Consider the following 20,911-nt stretch of genomic DNA (forward strand, 5'->3'; position numbering starts at 1 on the left):
GCCGCGCGCGCCCCCCCCCCCCCGCCGCGGGCGAGGCCGGCCTCGCGCCGCCACCCGTCGGGCCGGCCGGCACACTCTCACGCCGCTCGGGATGCGGCTCCTGACCAGCGCGTCGGGGTCAACCGGTCGGCGGCCCGGCCTCGGACGGGGGCTCTGGGGTGGACCTCCGGTGACCGGGGGAGGGGTGGTTGATCACGTTGCCGAAGACGGCGCCCTGAGCGATCGCGCCGGGCGCGGAGCTCGTGACGTGCTGCACCCAGGATTGCGGGGTGGCCGGCGGCGACGCGCCCAGCAGCAGATGGGGTGACGTGGCGGCGTCGCGGACGAACAGCTGCGGGACGTCCTCGCCCGGAATGCTCTCCAGCGGCAGCGTCGCCACCCCGAGCTCGAACGCGTCCTCGACCGACAGGCCGAAGCCGAGGGCGCGGTAGAACGAACCCGCGAACGCGGTCGCCGTCCGGTCGCCGATCGCGCGGCTCATCCCGATCGTGACGTCGACCTGGTCCGCGATCACCGATGCCTGGGCGGCGCTGTGGCACGCGTTGAGGACCACGACGCGTACGTCCCGGAGCACCCGGAGGATGCGGCCCAGCGCCTCCTGGCCGACCGGCCGGCTGCCGCCGTCGTCGCCGATGAAGCGGATCTCGCCGGCCGGGTCGCCGTGGCCGCTGAAGTGCAGTATCTGAGGCCGGTGCTCGAGAAGGCCCTGGACGAGGTCGTCCGGGCGGGCGGCGAACCAGGGCACGATGCGGATCTCGTCGCGGAACTCGGCGGCGCGGATGCTGCGGGTGATGTGGCGGACCTCCTCGTCGAGCCGCAGGCGAGCGGTGTCGAGAGGGTTCGCGGCCAGGAACAGGACAGTGATCATGGCTTCTCGGTGAAGCTGAGTTCGACCTCGTTGAACTTCTCCACCGCCATGTCCCGCCGGATGTCGAGATCCACCCGCTCGACCCGGCCCAGCGGTTCGAGCAGGGTGCGGCCGCTGACCTCCATGCCGATCGACGCCGACTCGTGGCCGAGAGCGTCGAGCACACCGGAGTAGCGGACGAGCATGTCGCCGGCCAGGGCGCAGCGCCGCTTCAGCTCGGCGGCGGCCGGCAACTCGTCGATCAGGGTCATGATGATCCCGACCTCCTCGGTGCGGAAGAAGTCGTTGAGCGAGTTCAGCGCCCGCGAGCAGGCCCGGGACGCTGACTCGCGGCCGCCCGGCCGGAACTCGGTCGTCATCACCCGGGCCTCGCCCAGGCTCATCCACGCCGCGCAGTCCGCGGCCACGAAGGCCGGGCCCAGCGTGTGGCAGGCCTCGGTGAGCACCGTGGCCGCGTTGTAGTGGCCGATGGCGACCTCGGCCGCACCGGCCCTCCGATGCCGATCGCCGATCCGCAGGGTCAGCTCGACGGTCTCCAGCACCGCCGCCCGCCGCTCGGCGCTCGTGCCGTCGCGTACGGTCGTGAGGCTCTCCCGCAGGAGGTCCGTGTCGCGGCCGAAGGACAGGGCGAACGTCGTCGCCTCGAAGTCGGTGACGGCACGCTCGGCCTCGGCCGGCGCCCGCCCGGTGGAGTCCTCGATCTCGTACGCGGTGGCCATCCCCCGCGCGGCGTAGTGGAGCCAGGAGAGCACGTCCTCGTTCAGCCGGGCCAGGGAGGCGGCGTTGAGCAGGACCGTGATCAGCGACGACCGGTAGATCGGGTCCATCGCGCACAGCGCCTCGCACTCGCGGACGGCCCGTTCGGCGGCGTTGAGCGCGGCCGCGTCCCGCCCGGCCCGCCGCAGTCGGACCGCCTCCGAGTTGGTGGCCTGCATCTGCTCGAACGCCCGCCGCACCTTGCGATTCGGATGGCCGTCGCGGCTCACTGACTCACCCCCCGAAGGGCGGCGCCGTGCAATCGCCGGCATTGCCCGGTCTCGGGATCGGTGTCGCCCCGCAGCGACTCCAGGGCGGTCAGCGCGAACCGGAGCAGCGGCTCGGCCCGGCCCGGGTCGCCGGCCCGCAGGTGTGCCTCGCCGCACCGGACCGTCCACCCCACCGTCCGGTAGTGGTGCCGGCCGTAGTATCGCCGGTGATCGGCCACGATCTCCTCGGCCACGGTGACGGCGTCGGCCCACCGCCCCGCGGCGCGGTGGGCGGCGAACAACTCGGCCCGTTCGGCGCCGGCGTCCACGTCGGACCGGGCCCTTCGGTCGGGCAGCGAGGTGAACGCGGACGTCAGCGTCGCCTCGGCCGCGTCCCAGTTGCCGTCGTCGCTGGTCGCGGCCGTGTCGCCGACCTTACGGACGGAGATGTCGACCAACTGCGAGATGTCTCGGACCGCCCGCCCGTTCTGCTCCGTCATCGCACCCCGCTCCCGATCCGCCAGCGCGCGACGGCCACGGCCGTCGCCACGATCTCCCGGCGGGATCCGGTCGCGGCGACGGCGTCGAGATCCCGGACATCGGCCGGAGTCAGCGACGCCAGCGGCCGCCGCAGCGCGGTGCCGGGATGACGCAGATCGATGATACGAGTTACCGGCCGTGGCCGTTGTCCCCTCCACCCGGCGCCGGTGGTCAGCCGGCCGCTCCACAGCAGATAGCGGCCGTCGGCCGAGGTGGTCACCACGCGAAGCGGCCCCGGGCCGGGGATCCGGGCCGTGGCCGGTGCCGTCCGGAGGAACACGGAGTCGAGCAGCGTATGCCGCTCCCCGGCCGCCGCCCGGCCGCCGGCCAGCCGCCAGGAGGGCACCGCGAACAGGTCGGTGAGCGGGGCGGTGTCGGCGTCGGCCACCTGGATCAGGTGACCGCCGGCGATCTCCCACCGGGCCAGGCCGCCCGCCGCGCCGGCCGTGATCAGCTCGGAGTCGGAGACGAACGCCAGGTCGCCGACGTCGCCGAGGTATTCGGGATGCAGCTCGTAGGCCTCTTGAGTCGCCCGGACCGCGTCGGTCACCGTGATGCCGCGGCCGTCGGCGAACGCGATCCTCCGGCCGCCCGGTGCGACCGCGGCGGGGACACCGCCGGGCCCGAGTTCCGTTACCCCGTGGTCGCCGCAAAGCAGCAGGCCGGCCCGCTGTCCGAGCGCCACGACCACGCCGTCCCCGGTGGTCAGCAGCCGGGCCGTTCCGAGTTCGGGCCGCCGGGCGAGCACCTCGGCCCGCCCGTCCCGGTAGCGCACGAGGGCCGCCCCGTCCGGGTCGCCGCGGATCGCCACCAGATGACCGGGGCCGAGGGACGCCAGGGCGGTGTGCCGGGCTGATCCCCGGTACAGCGCGGTCTCGGCCGTGCCGGTCAGGTCGCGCTGCACCAGGCGTTCGTGGCCGGCCCCCGAGCGTACGGAAAAGACCGCGACCGGCTCCGGCCGGGCGAAAGAAACGTCCGACGGGTGCTCGACCGCGGCAATGTGGATCACCGCCTCGTCCGCGAAGCGGGCGATGGCGTCGCCGACGCGCCGGGGATCGGCCGCCGCGAGCCGGGCCGCGAGCCGCGCCGCCTCGTCGCCGTCGGGTCGCCAGCGGTCCAGGGGGATCAGGCGCGCGACGAGGACGGCGTCGTCCAGCGGGGCCGAGGTCGCCAGTTCCCAGACCGCGGCCCAGTTCCCGTGTCTCGCCTGACGTTCCGCGGCGGCCGCGATCTCGGTCGGATCGCCCCACTCGCGGGCGAGCGCGGAGCGCCCGTGCTGTTCGGCGTCGAGCGCCTTCTTCAGCGGCGTGGGCGCGCTGTCCCGATATTCGCCGGCCAGCCGGAGCGCCTGCGCCTTCAGCTCGTCCAGGCTGGCCCGCACCTCGTCCCGGCGGTCGGTGAACCGGGCGACGTCGTGCCACTGCTGCAGCGCCTCGACGTACCGCAGGCGGTTGAACCCCCGCACGTCCGTGAGTTCGCGGTAGAGCCCGGCGGCCCGGCGGGCCGCGTCGGCCGCCTCCTCGTTCTGGTGGAGGCTCTCGCTGATCCGGGACCTGGACAGCAGAGCCTCGGGCAGCAGGACGTCCGCTCGCGGACAGGAGCCGGAGGCCAGGTGCGTGAGGGCGCGGTCGGCCCGGGCCGCCGCGGCCAGCGGCTCGCCCGCCCCGCGAAGCGCCTCCGCGCACAGGATGTCGGTCGCCACCAGCATGGACATCCGGCCGGGCGCCGGGTCCGAGGCCAACGCCGTACGGTGATGGTCGCCCGACTCACGGATCACCGCCTTGGCCTCGTCGGTGCGCGCGCGCCGGACCAGGGCCAGGGCATAGGCCCCCAACGCGAAGGCGAGCAGCTCGCGCTCCGGTTCGCCCTGGTCGCAGCCGGTACGGTAGAGCGCCGCCGACTCCCGGAAGGCGAGCGCGGCCCGGTCGTGCTCGTGGGTGATCGCCTCGACGCTGCCGAGCTTGTCCAGGGCCGACGCCAGGTGCCGCCGCTGGGACGGATCGGCGGCGTAGCGCTGCCGGTAGCCGTCGACGCCCTCGCGGAGCGCCCGCAACGCCTCCGAGTGACGTCCCGCGCGGGCGGCGCCGATGCCCCGCGCCAGCTGGTGGAACGCGGCCGGATCGGGGTCGCCGCCCGGCACCTCGCGTTCCATGACCCACCGCTCGGTGAAGTCGGCCGCCGCGTCCGCGACCGTCTCGAGGTGACCGTGTTCGTAGACCTGCCAGCCCAGGCTCTCCAGCACGTCGGCGTCGAGCCGGTCGATCTCGACCAGGTTGGCGAGGGCCGCCCCGCCGCCGTCGATGACCAGGCCCGGATCGCGCCGGAGCAACGGGAACAGCAGCTCGTCGCCGACGTGCGGCCACCGCCGGGCGGCGGCGGTCAGGACGGCGAGCGCGCGGGGAGTGTGGGGCGGAGCGGCGCCGTCGACCCGGTCGAGCAGATCGCTCGCCGCGGTGACCGACCAGATGTCGGCCGGGTAGCCGCTGACCGGGGAGCCGGGCAGCGACAGCGCGACGAACTCCTCGGCCAGCAGGTCAGGCAGCATCGGCTGCAGCACGTTGCCGGCGTCGCCCACGCCGGCCGGGAAGCTGCGCAGGTGCTGGTCGACGAGGACGCCGGGTGGGCCGCGGAAGGGCAGGGAGGCCAGCAGCTGGGTCGCGCGGTCGCGGCGCATCGGTCCGGCCAGCGTCGCGCAGAACGCGAGGCGCCGCATCGTCCGGGCGTCGACCGCGCCCTCGTCGCGGGACAGCTCCTCCCAGTTCTCGTACTCCCGGTCCAGCAGGTACGTCGTGAGCCCGAGCAGGTCGCGTGGCGTCTCGTGGCCACGGTGGCGGGCGTCGACGGCGACCAGGGCGGACATCAGGATCGCGAGCGTGAGGCCGAACTCGGCCGGCGGCGTGATCTCGGCCTGGCCGGGCACGGACGGGTAGTGCCGCGCGAAACCGTCGCGGGCGGCGCGGAACAGGGCGGCGCTCTCCGGGCCGGGCGAGGGCAGCGGCGCCAGGTATTGGTCGGAGACGTCCACGTACTCGGCGAGCCGGTGCAGCTTGGCCCGCACCGGCGGCCAGGGCTCGACCGAGCGGGCCAGCAGCAGCACGCGTACGGGAACCTGCTGGCGCATGATGCGGTTCTGGAACAGCCAGGCCAGGTCGGCCACGGGCCAGCGGTCGGCGTAGTCGACGACGACCAGCAGACCGGGCCGGTCGCCGAGCCGCAGGTCCTGGCTGCCCTCGGCCGGCGGATAGGTGTCGGCGGCGTGCACCGCGTCGACCACCAGCCAGCCGGACTCGCCGAACTCGTCGGCCAGCCGGGCCGCCAGGCGTGACTTGCCCTGGCCGCCCGCGCCGTGCAGCCAGCGCACCGAGAACGCCGACGACGCGTTCATCCAGGACCGCAGCAGGTCCAGTTCGGTCTCGCGGCCGGTGAACTCGACCGTCCCGGCCCGGAAGTCCAGCATCCGGCTGGGCTGAGCGCGTAGCCACTCGGAATCACCCGCGGCCGGCCGGACGCGGCGGCGCAGAAGGTAGACGGGCGAGCCGTCGCCGAACACGTGAATGTCCGCGCCGACGGCACCGTACGCGAATCCGCTGACCGCCTCGACCCGTTGGTAGACCGGTTCGGGCAGCGACCGGTCCGTCATCCGCCCAGGGTAGCCCCGTGTCTCCAGCCGAGCCCGTGCCTCTCCACCTCCGACCTGGACGAGTACGGCAGGTGTTCGCGGAAATGGCGGCGGGCCTCACCAACCAGGAGATCGTCGACCGGCTCACCCTCTCGGAAACCACCGTCAAGACCCACGTCGCCCGGGTGCTCGCCAAGCTGGGTCTGCGGGACCGGGTGCAGGCGGTCATTTTCGCCTACGAGAACGGGCTCACCACCCCGAGCCATTGAACGGCGCGTCATGAGGGGCACAATTCAAGACCAGATTTCGGTACGCGAGACGGAGGGCGCCCGGGTGAGTGAGCGACGACCGTTCGGCGGCCTGGAGTCCGAGATCCTGGCGGTGCTCGACACGGCCGCCGGGGCGTTGAGCGTGGCCGAGGTGCGGGCCGGGCTGGGGGAGGGACTGGCCTACACGACGGTGGTGACCGTGCTCAGCCGGCTGGCCGGCAAGGGCTTGGTGGTTCGGCGGCGGGACGGCCGTGCTCACCGGTATTCGATCGTGCGCGATCCGGCCGAGGTGACCGCGTGGCGGATGCGCCGGCTGCTGGATTCCGACCGGAACCGCTCCGCCGCCCTGGCCCGGTTCGTCGGCGACCTGTCCGACGACGACGAGCAACTGCTGCTCGAGGTCCTGCGCGAGAACCGCCGGGGACGCGCGTGATCGTCGCCGCGGCGGTGTGGCTGGTGCTGTGCGCCGGCTTCGCGGTGACCGCGCCCCGGCTGGCGCCGGCCGCGCGGCCCGCGGCCGCGGTCCGGCTCACCGTCAGCGCGGCGCTGGCGCTGACCGCGGCGGGCGTGTTCGTGCTCGGTTCCGCCGCCGCGACCTGGGCGTTCCAGGACCCGGCGTTAGCCGCCCTGAGCAGGCTGAGCGCCGGCAAGCTGCACGCCGACAGCCCGATCCCGCCGGACGCGGCCATCCTCGCCGGAGGCCTGCTCGTCGCGGCGGCCGCCTCGCTCGTGGTCTGCGGGTGGCGCACCGTTGCGGGACACCGGGCGGTCCGGGCTGCCGTCGGCCGCCCGCACGGCGACGATGTGCTCGTGCTCGACGACGAACGGATCGAGGCGTTCGTCACACCGGGCCGGCGGGGCCGCGTCGTCGTCACGACCGCCCTGCTGGAGGCGCTCGATCCCGCCGAGCGCGAGGCCCTGCTCGTCCACGAGCGGGCCCACCGCCGGCATGCGCACGCCTGGTGGACTCTGGCTATCCGGCTGACCGTCGCGGTCAATCCGCTGCTGCGCGGCGTACGGCGGGCCGCGGAGCACGCCATGGAGCGATGGGCGGATGAGGACGCCGCCACTCAGACGGGTGACCGGCGGCTGGTCGCGCGTACGGTAGCCCGGGTTTCGCTTCTGAAAAAGCACGGCTCCTCCGCGTCGGCCGGGGTCCTGCTGGATGCCGGCGGCGGAGACGTTCCCGTCCGCGTCCGTGCCCTGCTGAAGCCGGAATCGCCGGGCGGCCGCCTGGCGGCGATCGCGCTGGTGGTGTTCCTGGCCGGGGCGGTGGTGGCCCTGGTGCTGATGCAGCGCACGACGGACGGCATCTTCGACGCGGCGCACGCCGGCTGAGGCAGGTCACAGAACTTCTACAAGAAATGTCGTTACTATCGGGCGCGCCTCTGACTGACGACCGAGATAGGGACGGCATGCACCCGACTTACGAACAAACCCGAGCCGTGGTCGACCGCGGGTTCGTGGCCAAGGTTCCCCAGATCACCGTGCTGTTCTGGGTGATCAAGGTGCTCACCACCGGCATGGGCGAGGCGGCCTCGGACTATCTCGGTTCGATCAGCCTCGTCGTGGCCGCCCTCATCGGCGTGCTCGGCTTCGCCGGGGCGATCTGGTGGCAGCTGCGCACGCCCGGCTATTCGGCGCCGATCTACTGGTCCGCCGTCGCCATGGTCGCGGTCTTCGGCACCATGGCCGCCGACATCGTCCATGTCGTGCTCGGCATCCCGTACGCCGTGTCGACGGCGGGCTATGCGATCGCGCTGGCGGTGGTGTTCTTCTGGTGGTACCGAACCGAGGGCACGCTGTCCATCCACAGCATCACCACCCCGCGCCGGGAACGGTTCTACTGGCTGACCGTGCTGCTCACCTTCGCCCTGGGCACCGCCGCGGGCGATCTGACCGCGACCGAGATGAAGCTGGGCTTCTTCGACTCCGCGGTGCTCTTCGCGGCGCTCATGGTGATCCCGTTGCTGGGCTTCGCGCTGCGGATCAATTCGGTCGTGACGTTCTGGACCGCCTACGTGCTCACCCGCCCGCTGGGCGCCTCGATCGCCGACTGGCTGGGCAAGCCGCACAGCGTCGGCCGTGGAGTGGGCTTCGGTGACGGCACGGTGACCTGGGTGGCCCTCCTGGTGATCGTCATCCTGGTGGCGTGGGTGACGGTGACGGCGTCTGATCAGCCGCACCGGGCTCGGTGAGCTCCGGCCGCTCGGGGCCGTGCGGGTGCCCGAGCTGACGCTGACGACGCGGCCGTGCCGGTCCACCGCCGCCTGCACCAGCGCCGCCTGCGACGAAGGATCCCTAACGTCGGTGGGGACCGCCAGCGCACCGCCCAGCTCGGCGCTCAGCGCGGTGAGCCGTTCGGCCCGCCGGGCGGCGAGGACCGGGAGCGCCCCGGCGTCATGCAGGACCCGGGCGGTGGTCTCTCCGATGCCGGAGGCCGCCTCGTCGGGCGTGTTCGGCACGAGGTTGAACACGACGTCGTACTTCTTGCCGGCGGCGGCCGTGGTGACCGGGGTGGCGGTGTAGTCGATGATCTCGTCGGCGCCGCGGGCCTTCACCTTGGCGGCGCTGCGCGGGCCGGCGGTCGCGGTGATGTGCGCGCCGGTGCGGTGGGCGAGCTGGACGGCGTAGGTGCCGACGTTGCCGCCCGCGCCGTTGATCAGGATCGTCTGACCGGCGGTCAGCCCGGCGTGGTCGAACAGGGCCTGCCAGGCGGTCAGGCCGCCACCTCTTCCCCACCGTCAAATGGCTCGGGCTCCCGCCGGCTGTCCTCGGCATCACTCAAGCCGTCGCCCACGGTCTTCTGGCGCCCAGCCTCACCGGGCGTAAGTACTACCGCCCCGGCCTGCTGACCGCGGCCCTGCTGCACCTGCCGATCGGCCTGACCTACATCGGCGCGTTGCGGGCGCGGGGGCCCATCCGGCGCAGCGACTGGCTCAAGAGCCTCGGCGTCCTGGCGGCCTGGGCGGCCATCGGCGTGGCCGCCCCGAACGTCCTCGGCGCCGACAAGAACAGCACCAACGCCTTCACCCCGGCGCAGATGGGACCGTTCCGCGCGGCGCACCAGGATCCGCCCGCGGACCAGGGCGTCGTACGCTCGACGAGCGCCTAGCTGACGAGGACCGGGATCCGGTCGGTGTCCGAGCGTGGCTGCTACCGGGACAGGTGAACTGAATGAAGAGCTGGGTACGGGTCGTCGGCGGGGCGCTGCTGCTGCTGATCGGGGTGGTCTGGATCCTGCAGGGTTCCGGCGCCACCGGCGGCAGCGGCGGCATGAACGGAAAGTCCCAGTGGTTGGTGATCGGGCTGGTGGTGGCCGTCGTGGGCCTGGTGCTCCTGGTCGGCGGCTTCCGGCGGCGGCGTACGGGCACGCGGCGTTGAGCGAGCCGGACGACCGGGCCGGACGACCGGTCGGGCGCCGGATCGTCCTGGGTGTGGCCGCGCTCGGTGCGCTCGGAGTGGCCGTGGGCTCACGGGCGCAGAAGCTGACCGACGGCGTGCTGGCCGGCATCAGCAGCCGGGACCCGACGGGCCTGACCGGGTTGTTGCCGGGCGGCGGCGGTTTCCGCTTCTACTCCGTCGCCGAGAGCATCCCGCACCGCTCGGCCGCCGGCTACCGGCTGACCGTGGACGGGCTCGTCGACCACCCGGGCACGTACACGCTGGCGCAGCTGCGGGCGATGCCGCGTACGCGCCTGGTCCGCGACGTCCAATGCGTCACCGGGTGGCGGGTCGCCAAGACCGCCTTCGCCGGGGTGCGTCTTTCCGATCTGCTGGCCACGGCCGGTGTCCGGCCGGGCGCGACGGCGCTGCGATTCACCTGCTTCGACGGTGTCTACAGTGAGAGCCTCACCCTGGAGCAGGCCGGACGCCCGGACATGCTGGTCGCCTACGAGATGCAGGACGAGCCGGTCACCGCCGCCCACGGCGGCCCGGTGCGGCTGTACGCGGCGTCGATGTACTTCTACAAGTCGGCCAAGTGGCTCTCGGGGATCACCGTCACCGACAAGGTGACTCCCGGCTATTGGGAGAAGCGCGGCTACGACGTCGACGGCTGGGTCGGCCGATCGAACGGACGTGAAGATCATCCGACGTCCTGACTCCGCTCCGCCCGCCGTCGAGGCCCTGATCCGGCGCTTCACCGTCGCCGAGCGGTGGATCCACCGGGGCACGGCGGCGCTGCTCGGCATCACGATGATCACCGCCGCCTTCCTGTACATTCCTCTGCTGGCCGAGCTGTCGGGCCGGCGTGACCTGCTGGTCACCGTGCACAAGTGGGCCGGCATCACGTCCCTGATTCCGCTGGCGGCCGGCCTGTTCTCGCGCGCCTTCCGGATGGACCTGGCCCGGCTGAACCGTTTCGGCCCGTACGACCGGGGCTGGCTGCGGGGCACCCTGCGCCGCCGCGACCACCCGTCGGGCAAGTTCAACGCGGGCCAGAAGATGTTCGCCGCCCTCACCGGCGGAGCGATCCTGGTCATGACGGGTACCGGCCTGATCATGTGGTTCCCGAGACTCACACCGCTGGTAACCCGTACCGGGGCGACCTTCGTCCACGACTGGGGTGCGCTGCTGTTCGGCGTTGCGGTCATCGGGCACATCTGGATGGCCTCCAACGACCCGGAGGCACGGCGAGGACTCCGCACCGGCTTCGTCTCCCGTGCGTGGGCGAAACGCCATCACGCGCTGTGGGAGCGGCCCGACGAATGACCAGCCGCTGCTGGCGGTTCCTCAGCCACGAATGTGGACGGTCAGAGCGGCATCGGGTCGACGTCACAGTTGGCCCGCTGACCCGCCAGAGCGGCCACGATCGCCGGGTGCTCGCGGCCCAGCACCCGGCGGTAGGCGTCGATCACAGCCTCGAAGCGCTGCCGCCCCTCGGCGGAGCGGCCGACCGCGCTCAGGTCGAAGGCGTAGTTCAGCGAACAGGCCAGCGTCGAAGGGTGCTCGGGGCCCAGCATCCGCTCGGACCGTTCCAGCGTGTCGGCGTCGACGCGGTAGGGGCCTGCGTAAGGCCTCCCGGGCGCGCCGCAGCGTCGCAAGCCTGTTTCTGAGCCTTCGGCGCGGCGTTGACGCCTTCTGATCTCGTCGCCTAGGGTGCCATGAAACGTTACAACCGATCTCTCGCAAGCTCGCCGCGACTCCCGACCGGCGTGGACCCGTCCGGCCGCCGGGCGGAAAGGCAGGACGCGATGACCATGACGCAGAATTCCTCCGAGTCCGTCCCGGCACCCGGGCGGCGTACCCGGGTCGGGGTGATCGCCGGGGGCCTGGGTGCCTACTGGCCACAGTTTCCTGGTCTGCTGCCCCAGTTGCGGCGTTCCGCCGACCGGGTCGCGCAGCGGATGCGTGACCTGGACTGTGAGGTCGTCGACGTCGGGTTCATCTCCGACGCCGAGGAGGGTGCCGCCGCGGCCGATAAGCTCCGGGTGGCCGGGTGCGACCTGATCGTCGCGTTTCTCACCACGTACATGACCGCCACCATGCTCGTGCCGGTGGCCCAGCGCAGCGGAGCTCCGGTGCTGCTGCTCAACCTTCAGCCGACCGAGGTCATGGACCACGCCACCTTCGACACCGGGCAGTGGCTGGCCTACTGCGGCGCCTGCCCGCTGCCCGAGACGGTCAACGCGTTCCGCCGCTGCGGCATCGAGACCCGCAGCATCTCGGGTTACCTGGAGGAACCGGCCGCCTGGGCCAAGATCGAACGCTGGGTGAAGGCGGCCGGGGTGGCCGGCGCGCTGCGGCACGGCCGCCACGGCCTGCTCGGGCACCTTTACCCGGGCATGCTCGACGTCGCTACCGACCTCACCTCGGTGCCGGCCCAGCTCGGCGGCCACATCGAGGTGCTCGAGATCGACGACGTACGGGTGCGGGCCGAGCAGGTCAAGGAGGCCGAGATCGACGCCCGGGTGGCGCTGGCCCGGGAGGTCTTCACCCTCGACCCCTCGGTCGCCGAGGAGGATCTGCGCTGGGGCGCCCAGGTTTCGGTCGCGCTGGACCGGCTGGTCGACGACTTCTCGCTCGATTCCCTCGCCTATTACCACCGCGGGCTGGGCGGCGAGATGCACGAGCGGGTCGCGGCCGGCTTCATCCTCGGCGCGTCGCTGCTCACCGCACGCGGTGTGCCGGCCGTCGGCGAATACGAGCTGCGCACCTCGCTGGCCATGCTGGTGCTCGACCGGCTGGGCGCCGGCGGCTCGTTCACCGAGTTCCAGGCGCTCGACTTCCGGGCCGGGGTGGTCGAGATGGGCCACGACGGCCCGGCCCACCTGGGGATCAGCCAGGGCCGCCCGACCCTGCGCGGCCTCGGCGTCTACCACGGCAAGCGCGGCTACGGCGTCTCGGTCGAGCTCGACGTGCGGCACGGGCCGGTCACCCTGCTCGGCCTCGGGCAGGAACGTGACGGCCGGTTCCGGTTCGTCGTGGCTGAAGGGGAGGTCGTGGACGGCCCGCACCTGGCGATCGGCAACACCACCTCCCGGGTCGACTTCGGCTGCCACCCCGGCGAGTGGACCGACGCCTGGAGCGTCTCCGGGGTCGGACACCACTGGGCGCTCGGCACCGGCCACCGGGCGGCCGAACTGAAAGCGGTCGCCGACCTGATCGGCCTGCCGACGGTGCTCGTGGACCCGCGCCGTGACCGGTGAACGGTCCGAATCCTGACCTGACCAGCTCAGCCTTCGTGATCAAGCGGCGAGCCGCAGGCCTGCCGGACGCCGCGGTCACGTGGACGAGGTGGCTTCCGAATTTACCTCCGGAGCGTCGGAGATCGCGGCTAGGGTGCGGTGAACGCCGCGGGGAATTCGGCTCTTCGCCGACAGGCCGCTGACGGCGACCCGTTGTCACCCGCTGCTGCCAGGCCCCACGGACGGGAATCTGGGGCGCCGCGCCGCGCCGCGCGGGGCGCCGGCGTCGCGATCGGGCGGTCGGCGTACGCGGTCACGGCCGGGTACCGCAACATCGACACCGCGCAGGCGTACGGCACGGTGGGCGAGCCACGCGCGTACGAAAGTGTCTCAGGCGTGGTGTCCTCGTTCAGCGGTCGATGATCGGCAGGATCACGCGGGACGGATGATCCGGTCCGTGATGGATGCGGTTGACCGCGACGACCAGGTCCTCTTCGGACTCCTGGCCGATCGGGCCGCCGGTGTTGGTGTTGGCGTCGAAGCGGGGGAAGCTGCTGCTGGCGATCTCGAGCCGGATCCGGTGCCCGGCCAGGAAGACGTTCGAGGTGCCCCACAGCTCGAACCGCAGCTCGTAGATGTGGCCCGGGACGAGTGGCGAAGGGTGGGCGGTCGAGTCGCGGTAGCGGGCCCGCAGGGCGCCCTCGGTGACGAACATGGCGCGTCCGTCGGGGTGGACGTCGATGAGCTTGGCGATGAAGTCGGTGTCGGCGGCCGACGACTCGGCGTGCAGGACGAGCTCGATCGGGCCGGTCACCTCGACCGGGTGGTCGAGGACGCCGGTGGTGTAGCTGAGAACGTCGTCCCGCTGCTCGTTGGCCGACTGGTCGGCCGGGCTGGCCGCCAGCGACGGGTCGCCGACGTTGGGCAGTCCGGCGTAGAGGTGGCCGCCGAGCGTGGGGACGCGGTGGCGTGGGTCGTAGTGGTAGGTGTCGGCCGCCGTGTCGGAAGGCGGCTCGGTCGCCAGGCCGCCGGACGCGTGCAGGTGGTAGGCGGTGTACTGGGTGTCCGGGAGCGGCCAGTCGTCCTCGTCGCGCCACATGTTGGTGCCCATGACGAAGATGCGTACGGGTTTGGTGTCGTCGAGTGCGTCGGTGTTGCCGTTGATCCAGCGGTCGTAGAACTTCAGGGATGAGGTACCAGCCGTATCGGTGGGTTTCACCGAAACCTGTGTCCGGAGCCCAGACCCACCATGCACCTGATGAACGGCCACAGCCGGCCGAAGGCGGCGTACCGGCCGGGCGATTGGCATACGTCCGTGACGGACGTATGCTCGCGGCATGACGAGTGACCGGGCATCGGTACCGCTCACCCCGGCCGTGTTTCACATCCTGTTCGCACTGGCCACCGGAGACAGACATGGGTACGAGATCGCCAAGCAGGTCGCCGAGGACAGTCAGGGGCGGGTGACCATGGGCACGGGGACGCTGTACGGCTCGATCAAGCGCATGCTCGCCGACAACTTGATCGAGGAGGCCGAGAGGCGGTCGGTGCCGGGGCTGGACGACGAGCGCCGGCGCTACTACCGGCTGACCGCCCACGGGCGGGACGCTCTGGCCGCCGAGGTGCAGCGCTATGCCCGCGTGGTCGAGGTGGCCCGGAAACGCGATCTGGTGGCACCGGCATGAGGTGCGGCGACCGCAGGCGCAGGGCGCAGCGGGTCTACGGCCGGCTGATGTTGCTGTATCCGGCCGCGCATCGGCAGATGTTCGGTGAGCAGATGCTCCAGACGTTCGGTGATCACTACCGCGACGTGGTCGAGGATCGTGGTGGCAGCCGGCTGCGGTTCTGGCTCTCGGCGTTCGCCGACCTCGCCGCCAGCGTGATCAGGGAATACGCCGTCGGTGCCGCGGCGAGGTTCCGGCTGCGGCGCCGCGCCCGTCCGAGCGCCCGCCCGGCCGGTGTGCCGAAGCGGCAGATGCGTGTGGCGCGGCGGTTGCGCTATCGGACGGGTGCTCGCCGGAAACGCGAACTGGCCTATCGAGGCCGGGTCGCCGTCCTGATCCCGCTGCTGGGGCTGGTCGGGCTGGCGCTGGTGACCGGCGCGGTGAACAACCGCCTCGGCGCCGGTGCGCTCGTGGCCGGTCTGGCGGTCGCGGTGGGGCTGGCCCACGGTTTGCGACTGGCCCGGCCGGTGCTGACGGGGCCGCGGGGCGACGGACCTACGCCGCCCGGTGGGGCCGCCGTGCGCGAGCCGCGTCGTCCGCTGCCGATGTCTCCGAGCGGCTGCGGCGCCCGGCCGAGCCGGGACCCGGATGAGTCCGGGCATGCCATCGCCATGATCTGATGAGTGCGGAGAGCATGGTCGTAAGGGAACCGAGGGCGGGCGCCCTTATCGCCGAGAGCAGGCCGCAGGCGGTTGCGGCGTTGCGGGTGACGTTGCCTACGAGGGCTGCCCGGCCTCAACCGTTTCGCCACTCGTCGGAGGTCAGGTGTGAGCCGGCCTGGGGTCCCATCAGCAGCATGCCGCCGTCGACCACGTACGACGCACCGGTGATGTAGGCCGCGGCCGGTCCGGCGAGCATCGCGACCACCGCGGCCACCTCGTTGGCGTCGCCCGGGCGCCCCGCCGGAATCCCCGGCCGGTCCACGGTGTGCGGGTCGACGTCCTCGTTCCCGGTCATCTCGGTGGCGATCTCGCCCGGAGCGACCGCGTTCACCGTGATCCCGGCCCCGGCCAGCTCCTGCGCCATCACCTTGGTGAGCAGCCCGAGACCGCCCTTCGCCGCGCAGTACGCGCCGGAACCGACCCGCGGGGCATGCTCGTGCACGCTGGTGATGTTGATGATCCGGCCACCCCGGCCGGTGGCCAGCATCCGGCGGGCAGCGCGCTGGGCACACAGGAACGGACCGTCCAGGTCAACCGAGAGCACCTCGCGCCACTGGGTGTAGCCGGTCTCGACGACCGCCGTCGATGTGCCGGTGCCCGCGCAGTTGACCAGCACGCCGAGTCCGCCCAGTGCGTCGGCCAACTCGTCGACGATCTCGGCGGCTTCCGGCAGGCCGGTCAGGTCGAGCGCGCGTACCTCGCATCGCCGCCCCGCCACGCGTACCTTTTCGGCCGTGCTTTCCGCGCCGGCCTTGTCCGACCGGTAGGTCACTCCGACATCGAACCCGGCCTCGGCGAGCGCGACCGCGATCGCCTCGCCGATTCCCGAGTCCGAGCCGGTGACCACGGCGACCTGGTCGTAGTCGGGGTATCGCTGGGTCATCCTCATTCTCCTGTCGTCTCGTCGTCTCGTCGTCATCGGAGCGGCGGATGCCCGCGCAGCCGCCCCAGGGGGGAGCCGCCCCGGCCGCTAACATCGGGTCAAGGGCGTCGTTCGGCGGAGCCGCGGCCCAAGGCGGCCCAGATTTCGGTGACCGTGTGGAAGACGACATCGTCCGGCAGCGCCCGCAGGTCGGCCAGGATGTCGTCGGGGGCCTCGAGGGCCTCCGCGCTTCGTCGCAGAGCGTCGCGGTCACCCGGCAACGCCGACCGCCCGATGTAGCGCCCGAAGCGGCTCAGGTCGTTCGCCGCCTCCGCCTCGACGGTCCGCGTCACCTCGGGCTGATCCTCCCCCGACGGCTCGGCCATCTTCCACTCCTCGGCTCGGCCCCCGGCGACGCCCTGCACGGTGCCCAGGACTTCCTGCTTCATCTCTTGGTCGACGCGAGCGCTGTGTTTGCTGCTACCTCGTTCCATGACCGGGTGCGTTCCCCGCTGTCGCGCCGACAAACAGGGAGTCTTCGGCCGGCTGCGGTGGTGCTTGCGTCTACGTCCCCGCAGGACGGCGCCGATGCCTTGCTCGACCGGGGCCTCGCCGGGTTGATTCGATGGTGTTTGATGTCCGGGACAGTTATCCCCTTGAACCGGGAGAAACTCGTGAAACGTTCACGCTGGTCCGTGGTGGGGGCGGCCGTCCTACTCACCGTCACGTCGGTTGTCGCGACCGCGCCGGTGCCCGGGCGGCCCCGGCCGGCGACAGCGGATTCGACGTCTATGTGGGCACGCTGAGCGGTGCACAGTGGAAACTGCTCGCCACGGGCGGCGTGGACGTCGACGAGATCACCCATCGGCCGGTCGCGGGTGGAAAGACCGCGGTCGAGGTGATCCTCGACCGGCCGCAGGCGGCACGGCTCACGACAGCCGGCGTACCGCTGCGGGTCAAACCTCTCACCGCGCGGATGCGGACGCTGGAAGCGCAGGCACCGAAGGTGTTCCGGCCCTACAGCGGGCCGGGCGGCATCCGGGAGGAGCTGGCCACCACCGCGGCCCGGTTCCCGAAGCTGGCGAAGCTGGAGACGATCGGGCACACCGTCAGCGGCCAGCCGATCGAGGTGGTCAAGGTAACCGTCGACGCCAATTCCGTGCCGGACGGCCGGCGGCCGTCGGTGCTGTACCTGGGCGCCCAGCATGCCCGGGAGTGGATCACGCCGGAGATGACCCGCCGTCTCATGCACCATGTGCTGGACGGCTACGGCACCGACCCGACGATCACCAAGCTGCTCGCCGGCACCGAACTGTGGTTCATGCCGGTCGCCAATCCGGACGGCTACGACATCACGTTCACCGGCGGCGACTTCCGTTACGTACGCAAGAATCTGCGTGACAACGACGGCGACGGCAAGTTCGGGCCCCAGGACGGGGTCGACCTGAACCGCAATTTCGCCGACAAGTGGGGCTACGACAACGAGGGTTCGTCGACCGATCCGACCGACGACACCTACCGCGGCCCCGCGCCCGACTCCGAACCGGAGACGCAGGCGATGGACGCGTTGTTCCGGCGGGTCGGATTCCGGTTCCTGGTGAACTACCACTCCGCGGCCCAGGTGCTGCTGTGGGGCAGTGGCTGGCAGGTCTCGACCGTCAACCCGGACGACCAGATCTCGATGGCGATGGCCGGCGACCACGCGACTCCGGCGGTACCCGGTTACGACCCGGAACAGACGGCGCAGATGTACACCAGCAACGGCGACACGAACACGCACGCTCAGGACCGGTACGGCACGATCGGTTTCGCCCCGGAGATGTCGACCTGCGAGACCGCCGCCGAATCCGACCCGGACGACCAGTGGAATCCGGAGGACTGCCGCACGGAGTTCGACTTCCCGGACGACGAGAAACTGATTCAGGCCGAGTACGTCAAGAATCTGCCGTTCGCCATGTCGGTCGCCCGGTCGGCGAAAGATCCGGCCAACCCGGTGTCGGTGGTGGGCCGCGGCACCGAAGACTTCGTCCCGCACGCCTTCGCCGATTCCTTCGGCTCCAGCCAGCAGGTGTCGGTCATCGCCCGCCGGTCACTGCGCGCGGTCCGGATGCATTACACGATCAACGGCGGCCCCGAGCGTACGGTCGCGGTCCGCGAATGGCGGGGCGGCAAGCGGTACGGCGGCGCCGCGGACAAATACTTCACCGAGCTGCGCGGGACCGTCCCGCGGCAGAAGGCGAAGGACAAGGTGACCGTTTGGTTCACCGCACGCGGTCGTCCGGCGAGCCGACCGTTCAGCTACACGGTCGCCGACCGGATCGGCGGGGACGTTCTGGTCCTGGCCACCGAGGACGTCACCGGCATCGACCCGCCGAACACCGATGGGGCCACCTCGGCCCGGTACGCCGGCGTGCACGTCGATGCGTTGCGCCACGCGGGCTACACCGCCGACGTCTACGACATGGACCTGCACGGCCGGCGGGCACCGGACGCGCTGGGTGTGCTCTCGCACTACCGCGCCGTGGTGTGGGAGACCGGCGACGACATCGTCCCGCGCGACCCGGGCCAGCCCGACTATGCCACCACCCGTGCCACGGCGCAGACCGAGACGGCCGTCCGCGACTACCTGAACGAAGGCGGCAAGCTGCTCTACGCCGGGCAGTACGCGGCCTACGCCGAGAGCGGCAACATGCTCTACCGGCCGGACGGACCGGGCGAATGCCAGAGCTGGGAAGACGTGACCTGCCAGCCGTTGAGCGACGACTTCCGGCAATACTGGCTCGGAGCGGGAACCTATGTGGACAACGGCGGCACCCAGGCCGTGGCCGGCCGGTCCGACGAGATGGCCGGATTCACGGCGTCCACCGGCAGCCAGCAGCACACCGCCTCGTTCCTCAGCACCTCCAGCCAGCTTCCACCGGCTGAGTTCCCGCAGTTCACCAGCAGCGTCCCGCTGACGTGGCACCGCGACAGCCCCGGGCCCTACGATCCGGCGAGCGGCGACTGGTACCTGTTCAGCGGGCAGGGCGCCGCCTCCTACAAGCGGTTGACCAGGACGGTGGATCTCACGGCGGCGAAGGACGCCCATCTGCGGTTCAAGTTCTCCCGTGGCTCCGACGGCGACGGCTTCCTGTTCGTGGAGGCCCACGAGGTCGGCACCGACAACTGGACGACGCTTCCCGACACCGGCGGGCTCACCACGACCGACACCGGCTTCGCCTGCCCGTCCTTCGGTTTCGATCCGCATCCGTTCCTGGCGCACTACTGGGGCGCCGATTGTGGGCCGCAGGGCACCACCGGCACCTGGAACGCGGTGAGCGGCATGAGTGACGGCTGGAAGGGTTTCGACGCCGACCTTTCCGCGTACGCCGGCAAGCGGGTCGAAATCTCGATTTCGGATGCCTCCGACAGATTCGTCACGGGTTTCGGTGTGTTTCTGGACGACGTGCAGATCGACGTCGACGGGACGACGGCAACGCGGACCTCGTTCGAAGCCGACCTCGGCGGCTGGGCCGTCGCCGGCCCACCGCCGGGTTCCGCCGCCAACCGGACGGACTGGACCCGAAGCCGGGAGGCGTACGACTTCGGCGCGGCGACCGCGACGGCCGGCACCCTCTACCTCGGCTTCGGCCTGGAGAAGCTGTCCGCGTCCGACCGCAACGACCTGACGGCCCGGGCCCTCAGATATCTACTGCGGCACTGACCGGAGCGGCACGCCCGGCGGCGCCGACCGCGGGGGCGGCCGGGATCTTCGTCGTCTCGTCCTGCTCGCTGCGCGCGTACCGGTGCTACTGGTAGCCGCGTTTGAGCAGGAACTTGGCGCCGGCGGCGAAATCGTCGGGGGTGAGCACTTCGAAGGCGAACGCGTCGGCGAGCCGGTTCGTGATGTTGAAGGCGGCTGCCACGGCGAGCGCGTCCTCGATCTGGTGGCGGGAGACGCCGGCCGCGAGGACGTCGCGGATGTCGTCGGCGGTGACGGTGCTGTCGCGGGTGAGCTTGGTGAGCAGGCGCAGCGTGGCGCGTAGGCCGTCCTCGATCGGGGCCGTGTCCGGATCGGTGAGAACGGCCTGGACGCGGGCGGGGTCGGCGTAGGCCTGTTCCGCGGTTGCGGTGTGTGCCCCGATGCAGAAGGCGTTCCCGTTGGCCTGTGAGACGACGGCGGCCATAAGCTCGCGGTCGCCGACCGACCAGGTCGACGGGCCGCGCAGGGCCAGGTGGGTGAAGCGTTTGGCCGGATTGCCGTAGAAGTCGGGGCGGTAGAAGACGAGCTTGGCGGCGTCGGGCAGCGATCTCCCGGAGAACAGCCTGATGGTGGCGAACAGCAGCTTGGTGACCGGTTTGTAGCCGTGGTTGAGGACCTCGGGGCGCATCAGCCGGCCGTCGCTTCGTCGAGAGCGGCCAGCGCGGACTCGTACATGCGGGTGGACTGGCCGACGGCGGCGGCGATGACGACCTCGAACAGGTGATCTTCGCTCGAACCGGCGGCGCGGGCCCGGTCGAAGTCGGCGTCGGTGATCCGGGACGGGGCGGTGGCGACCTTCTCGAGCAGGGGCCGCAGGGCCGGGTCCGTCTCGGTGTTCTCGAAGGCCCGGGTCCGTTGTTCCGCCGTTGCCGTGCCCCGGCCGCCGAGGACCGCGTCCACCAGGGCGCGATACGCGGCGCGCTTGTCGGCTGGTAGGTCCATCAGTGGTCCTCACCGAGCAGCGCGGCGTACCGGTCGAGGTAGAGCGGCCAGCCCTGGTTGAGTGTGGAGTCGCTCGGCCAGGGATCGCC

General features: G+C 71.8%; 21 protein-coding genes and 3 pseudogenes. 13 read left to right on the forward strand and 11 right to left on the reverse strand.

Annotation, left to right across the window (positions count from 1 at the left end; all coding sequences use genetic code 11):
• Positions 1-118: 118 nt before the first annotated feature.
• The 4 genes from AB0M88_RS43575 to AB0M88_RS43590 are packed head-to-tail and all read right to left on the reverse strand — an operon-like array spanning position 119 to position 6,013.
• A complete protein-coding gene (locus AB0M88_RS43575) occupies positions 119-868 on the reverse strand; it encodes a hypothetical protein (RefSeq protein WP_364112407.1) in 750 nt (249 codons plus the stop codon).
• On the reverse strand, positions 865-1,854 hold the full coding sequence (locus AB0M88_RS43580; RefSeq protein ID WP_364112409.1) for a hypothetical protein: 990 nt from the start codon (positions 1,852-1,854) through the stop codon (positions 865-867). The genes AB0M88_RS43575 and AB0M88_RS43580 overlap by 4 nt, the downstream gene beginning before the upstream one ends.
• Positions 1,851-2,333: a tetratricopeptide repeat protein gene (locus tag AB0M88_RS43585; RefSeq protein ID WP_364112411.1), complete on the reverse strand. Its 483-nt coding sequence runs from the start codon at positions 2,331-2,333 to the stop codon at positions 1,851-1,853. The genes AB0M88_RS43580 and AB0M88_RS43585 overlap by 4 nt, the downstream gene beginning before the upstream one ends.
• Positions 2,330-6,013: a hypothetical protein gene (locus AB0M88_RS43590; RefSeq protein WP_364112413.1), complete on the reverse strand. Its 3,684-nt coding sequence runs from the start codon at positions 6,011-6,013 to the stop codon at positions 2,330-2,332. Before AB0M88_RS43590 ends, AB0M88_RS43585 begins: the two co-directional genes overlap by 4 nt.
• A 59-nt stretch (positions 6,014-6,072) precedes the next feature.
• Here AB0M88_RS43590 and AB0M88_RS43595 point away from each other — a divergent pair.
• The 4 genes and pseudogenes from AB0M88_RS43595 to AB0M88_RS43610 form a co-directional block, all read left to right on the forward strand.
• Positions 6,073-6,261: pseudogene (locus tag AB0M88_RS43595) on the forward strand (LuxR C-terminal-related transcriptional regulator); the annotation flags it as partial.
• Between the two features lie 64 nt (positions 6,262-6,325).
• Positions 6,326-6,694 (forward strand): BlaI/MecI/CopY family transcriptional regulator, encoded by a 369-nt coding sequence (locus AB0M88_RS43600; protein WP_364112415.1) that lies wholly within the window; start codon positions 6,326-6,328, stop codon positions 6,692-6,694.
• Positions 6,691-7,599, forward strand: a complete 909-nt coding sequence (locus AB0M88_RS43605) for a M56 family metallopeptidase (RefSeq protein ID WP_364112417.1) — start codon at positions 6,691-6,693, stop codon at positions 7,597-7,599. The genes AB0M88_RS43600 and AB0M88_RS43605 overlap by 4 nt, the downstream gene beginning before the upstream one ends.
• Positions 7,600-7,676: 77 nt before the next feature.
• Entirely contained in the window at positions 7,677-8,459 is a 783-nt protein-coding gene (locus AB0M88_RS43610; protein ID WP_364112419.1) for a hypothetical protein, read from the forward strand.
• 105 nt (positions 8,460-8,564) lie between these two features.
• Here AB0M88_RS43610 and AB0M88_RS43615 read toward each other — a convergent pair.
• A pseudogene (locus AB0M88_RS43615) lies at positions 8,565-8,726 on the reverse strand (hypothetical protein); the annotation flags it as partial.
• Positions 8,727-9,007: 281 nt separating this feature from the next.
• Here AB0M88_RS43615 and AB0M88_RS43620 point away from each other — a divergent pair.
• From AB0M88_RS43620 to AB0M88_RS43640, 5 genes and pseudogenes are all read left to right on the forward strand, one after another.
• Positions 9,008-9,139 (forward strand): annotated as a pseudogene (locus tag AB0M88_RS43620) (hypothetical protein); the annotation flags it as partial.
• Positions 9,140-9,163: 24 nt separating this feature from the next.
• A complete protein-coding gene (locus AB0M88_RS43625; RefSeq protein WP_364112421.1) occupies positions 9,164-9,376 on the forward strand; it encodes a hypothetical protein in 213 nt (70 codons plus the stop codon).
• 62 nt (positions 9,377-9,438) lie between these two features.
• Positions 9,439-9,645, forward strand: a complete 207-nt coding sequence (locus AB0M88_RS43630) for a hypothetical protein (RefSeq protein WP_364112423.1) — start codon at positions 9,439-9,441, stop codon at positions 9,643-9,645.
• On the forward strand, positions 9,642-10,364 hold the full coding sequence (locus AB0M88_RS43635) for a molybdopterin-dependent oxidoreductase (RefSeq protein ID WP_364112425.1): 723 nt from the start codon (positions 9,642-9,644) through the stop codon (positions 10,362-10,364). Before AB0M88_RS43630 ends, AB0M88_RS43635 begins: the two co-directional genes overlap by 4 nt.
• Positions 10,342-10,974 (forward strand): cytochrome b/b6 domain-containing protein, encoded by a 633-nt coding sequence (locus tag AB0M88_RS43640; RefSeq protein ID WP_364112427.1) that lies wholly within the window; start codon positions 10,342-10,344, stop codon positions 10,972-10,974. The genes AB0M88_RS43635 and AB0M88_RS43640 overlap by 23 nt, the downstream gene beginning before the upstream one ends.
• A 41-nt stretch (positions 10,975-11,015) precedes the next feature.
• On the opposite strand, the gene AB0M88_RS43645 is transcribed toward AB0M88_RS43640, so the two are convergent.
• Entirely contained in the window at positions 11,016-11,225 is a 210-nt protein-coding gene (locus AB0M88_RS43645) for a tetratricopeptide repeat protein (RefSeq protein WP_364112429.1), read from the reverse strand.
• Between the two features lie 231 nt (positions 11,226-11,456).
• Here AB0M88_RS43645 and AB0M88_RS43650 point away from each other — a divergent pair, with 231 nt between their 5' ends.
• Complete coding sequence (locus AB0M88_RS43650; protein WP_364112431.1) at positions 11,457-12,911, forward strand: L-fucose/L-arabinose isomerase family protein; 1,455 nt, start codon at positions 11,457-11,459, stop codon at positions 12,909-12,911.
• A 388-nt stretch (positions 12,912-13,299) separates the two neighbouring features.
• On the opposite strand, the gene AB0M88_RS43655 is transcribed toward AB0M88_RS43650, so the two are convergent.
• Positions 13,300-14,109 carry a CocE/NonD family hydrolase gene (locus tag AB0M88_RS43655; RefSeq protein WP_364112433.1) on the reverse strand — a complete coding sequence of 270 codons (810 nt, stop codon included), beginning with the start codon at positions 14,107-14,109 and terminating at the stop codon, positions 13,300-13,302.
• 118 nt (positions 14,110-14,227) lie between these two features.
• Here AB0M88_RS43655 and AB0M88_RS43660 point away from each other — a divergent pair, with 118 nt between their 5' ends.
• Positions 14,228-14,575: a PadR family transcriptional regulator gene (locus AB0M88_RS43660; RefSeq protein WP_364112435.1), complete on the forward strand. Its 348-nt coding sequence runs from the start codon at positions 14,228-14,230 to the stop codon at positions 14,573-14,575.
• Positions 14,576-14,622: 47 nt separating this feature from the next.
• Positions 14,623-15,234: a hypothetical protein gene (locus AB0M88_RS43665; protein WP_364112437.1), complete on the forward strand. Its 612-nt coding sequence runs from the start codon at positions 14,623-14,625 to the stop codon at positions 15,232-15,234.
• Positions 15,235-15,349: 115 nt separating this feature from the next.
• Here AB0M88_RS43665 and AB0M88_RS43670 read toward each other — a convergent pair whose 3' ends face one another.
• Entirely contained in the window at positions 15,350-16,159 is an 810-nt protein-coding gene (locus tag AB0M88_RS43670; protein ID WP_364112439.1) for an SDR family oxidoreductase, read from the reverse strand.
• Positions 16,160-16,257: 98 nt separating this feature from the next.
• Positions 16,258-16,632 carry a DUF2795 domain-containing protein gene (locus AB0M88_RS43675; RefSeq protein WP_364112441.1) on the reverse strand — a complete coding sequence of 125 codons (375 nt, stop codon included), beginning with the start codon at positions 16,630-16,632 and terminating at the stop codon, positions 16,258-16,260.
• 131 nt (positions 16,633-16,763) lie between these two features.
• On the opposite strand from AB0M88_RS43675, the gene AB0M88_RS43680 reads away from it, so the two are divergent.
• On the forward strand, positions 16,764-19,841 hold the full coding sequence (locus AB0M88_RS43680; protein WP_364112443.1) for a M14 family zinc carboxypeptidase: 3,078 nt from the start codon (positions 16,764-16,766) through the stop codon (positions 19,839-19,841).
• Between the two features lie 85 nt (positions 19,842-19,926).
• Here AB0M88_RS43680 and AB0M88_RS43685 read toward each other — a convergent pair whose 3' ends face one another.
• Positions 19,927-20,508 (reverse strand): carboxymuconolactone decarboxylase family protein, encoded by a 582-nt coding sequence (locus tag AB0M88_RS43685; RefSeq protein WP_364112445.1) that lies wholly within the window; start codon positions 20,506-20,508, stop codon positions 19,927-19,929.
• Positions 20,508-20,822, reverse strand: coding sequence for a hypothetical protein (locus AB0M88_RS43690; protein ID WP_364112447.1), 315 nt, complete (start codon positions 20,820-20,822; stop codon positions 20,508-20,510). Before AB0M88_RS43690 ends, AB0M88_RS43685 begins: the two co-directional genes overlap by 1 nt.
• Positions 20,823-20,911 lie beyond the last annotated feature (89 nt).

Source organism: Actinoplanes sp. NPDC051411, from assembly GCF_040682075.1.
In the GTDB taxonomy this organism is placed as follows: Bacteria; Actinomycetota; Actinomycetes; order Mycobacteriales; family Micromonosporaceae; genus Actinoplanes.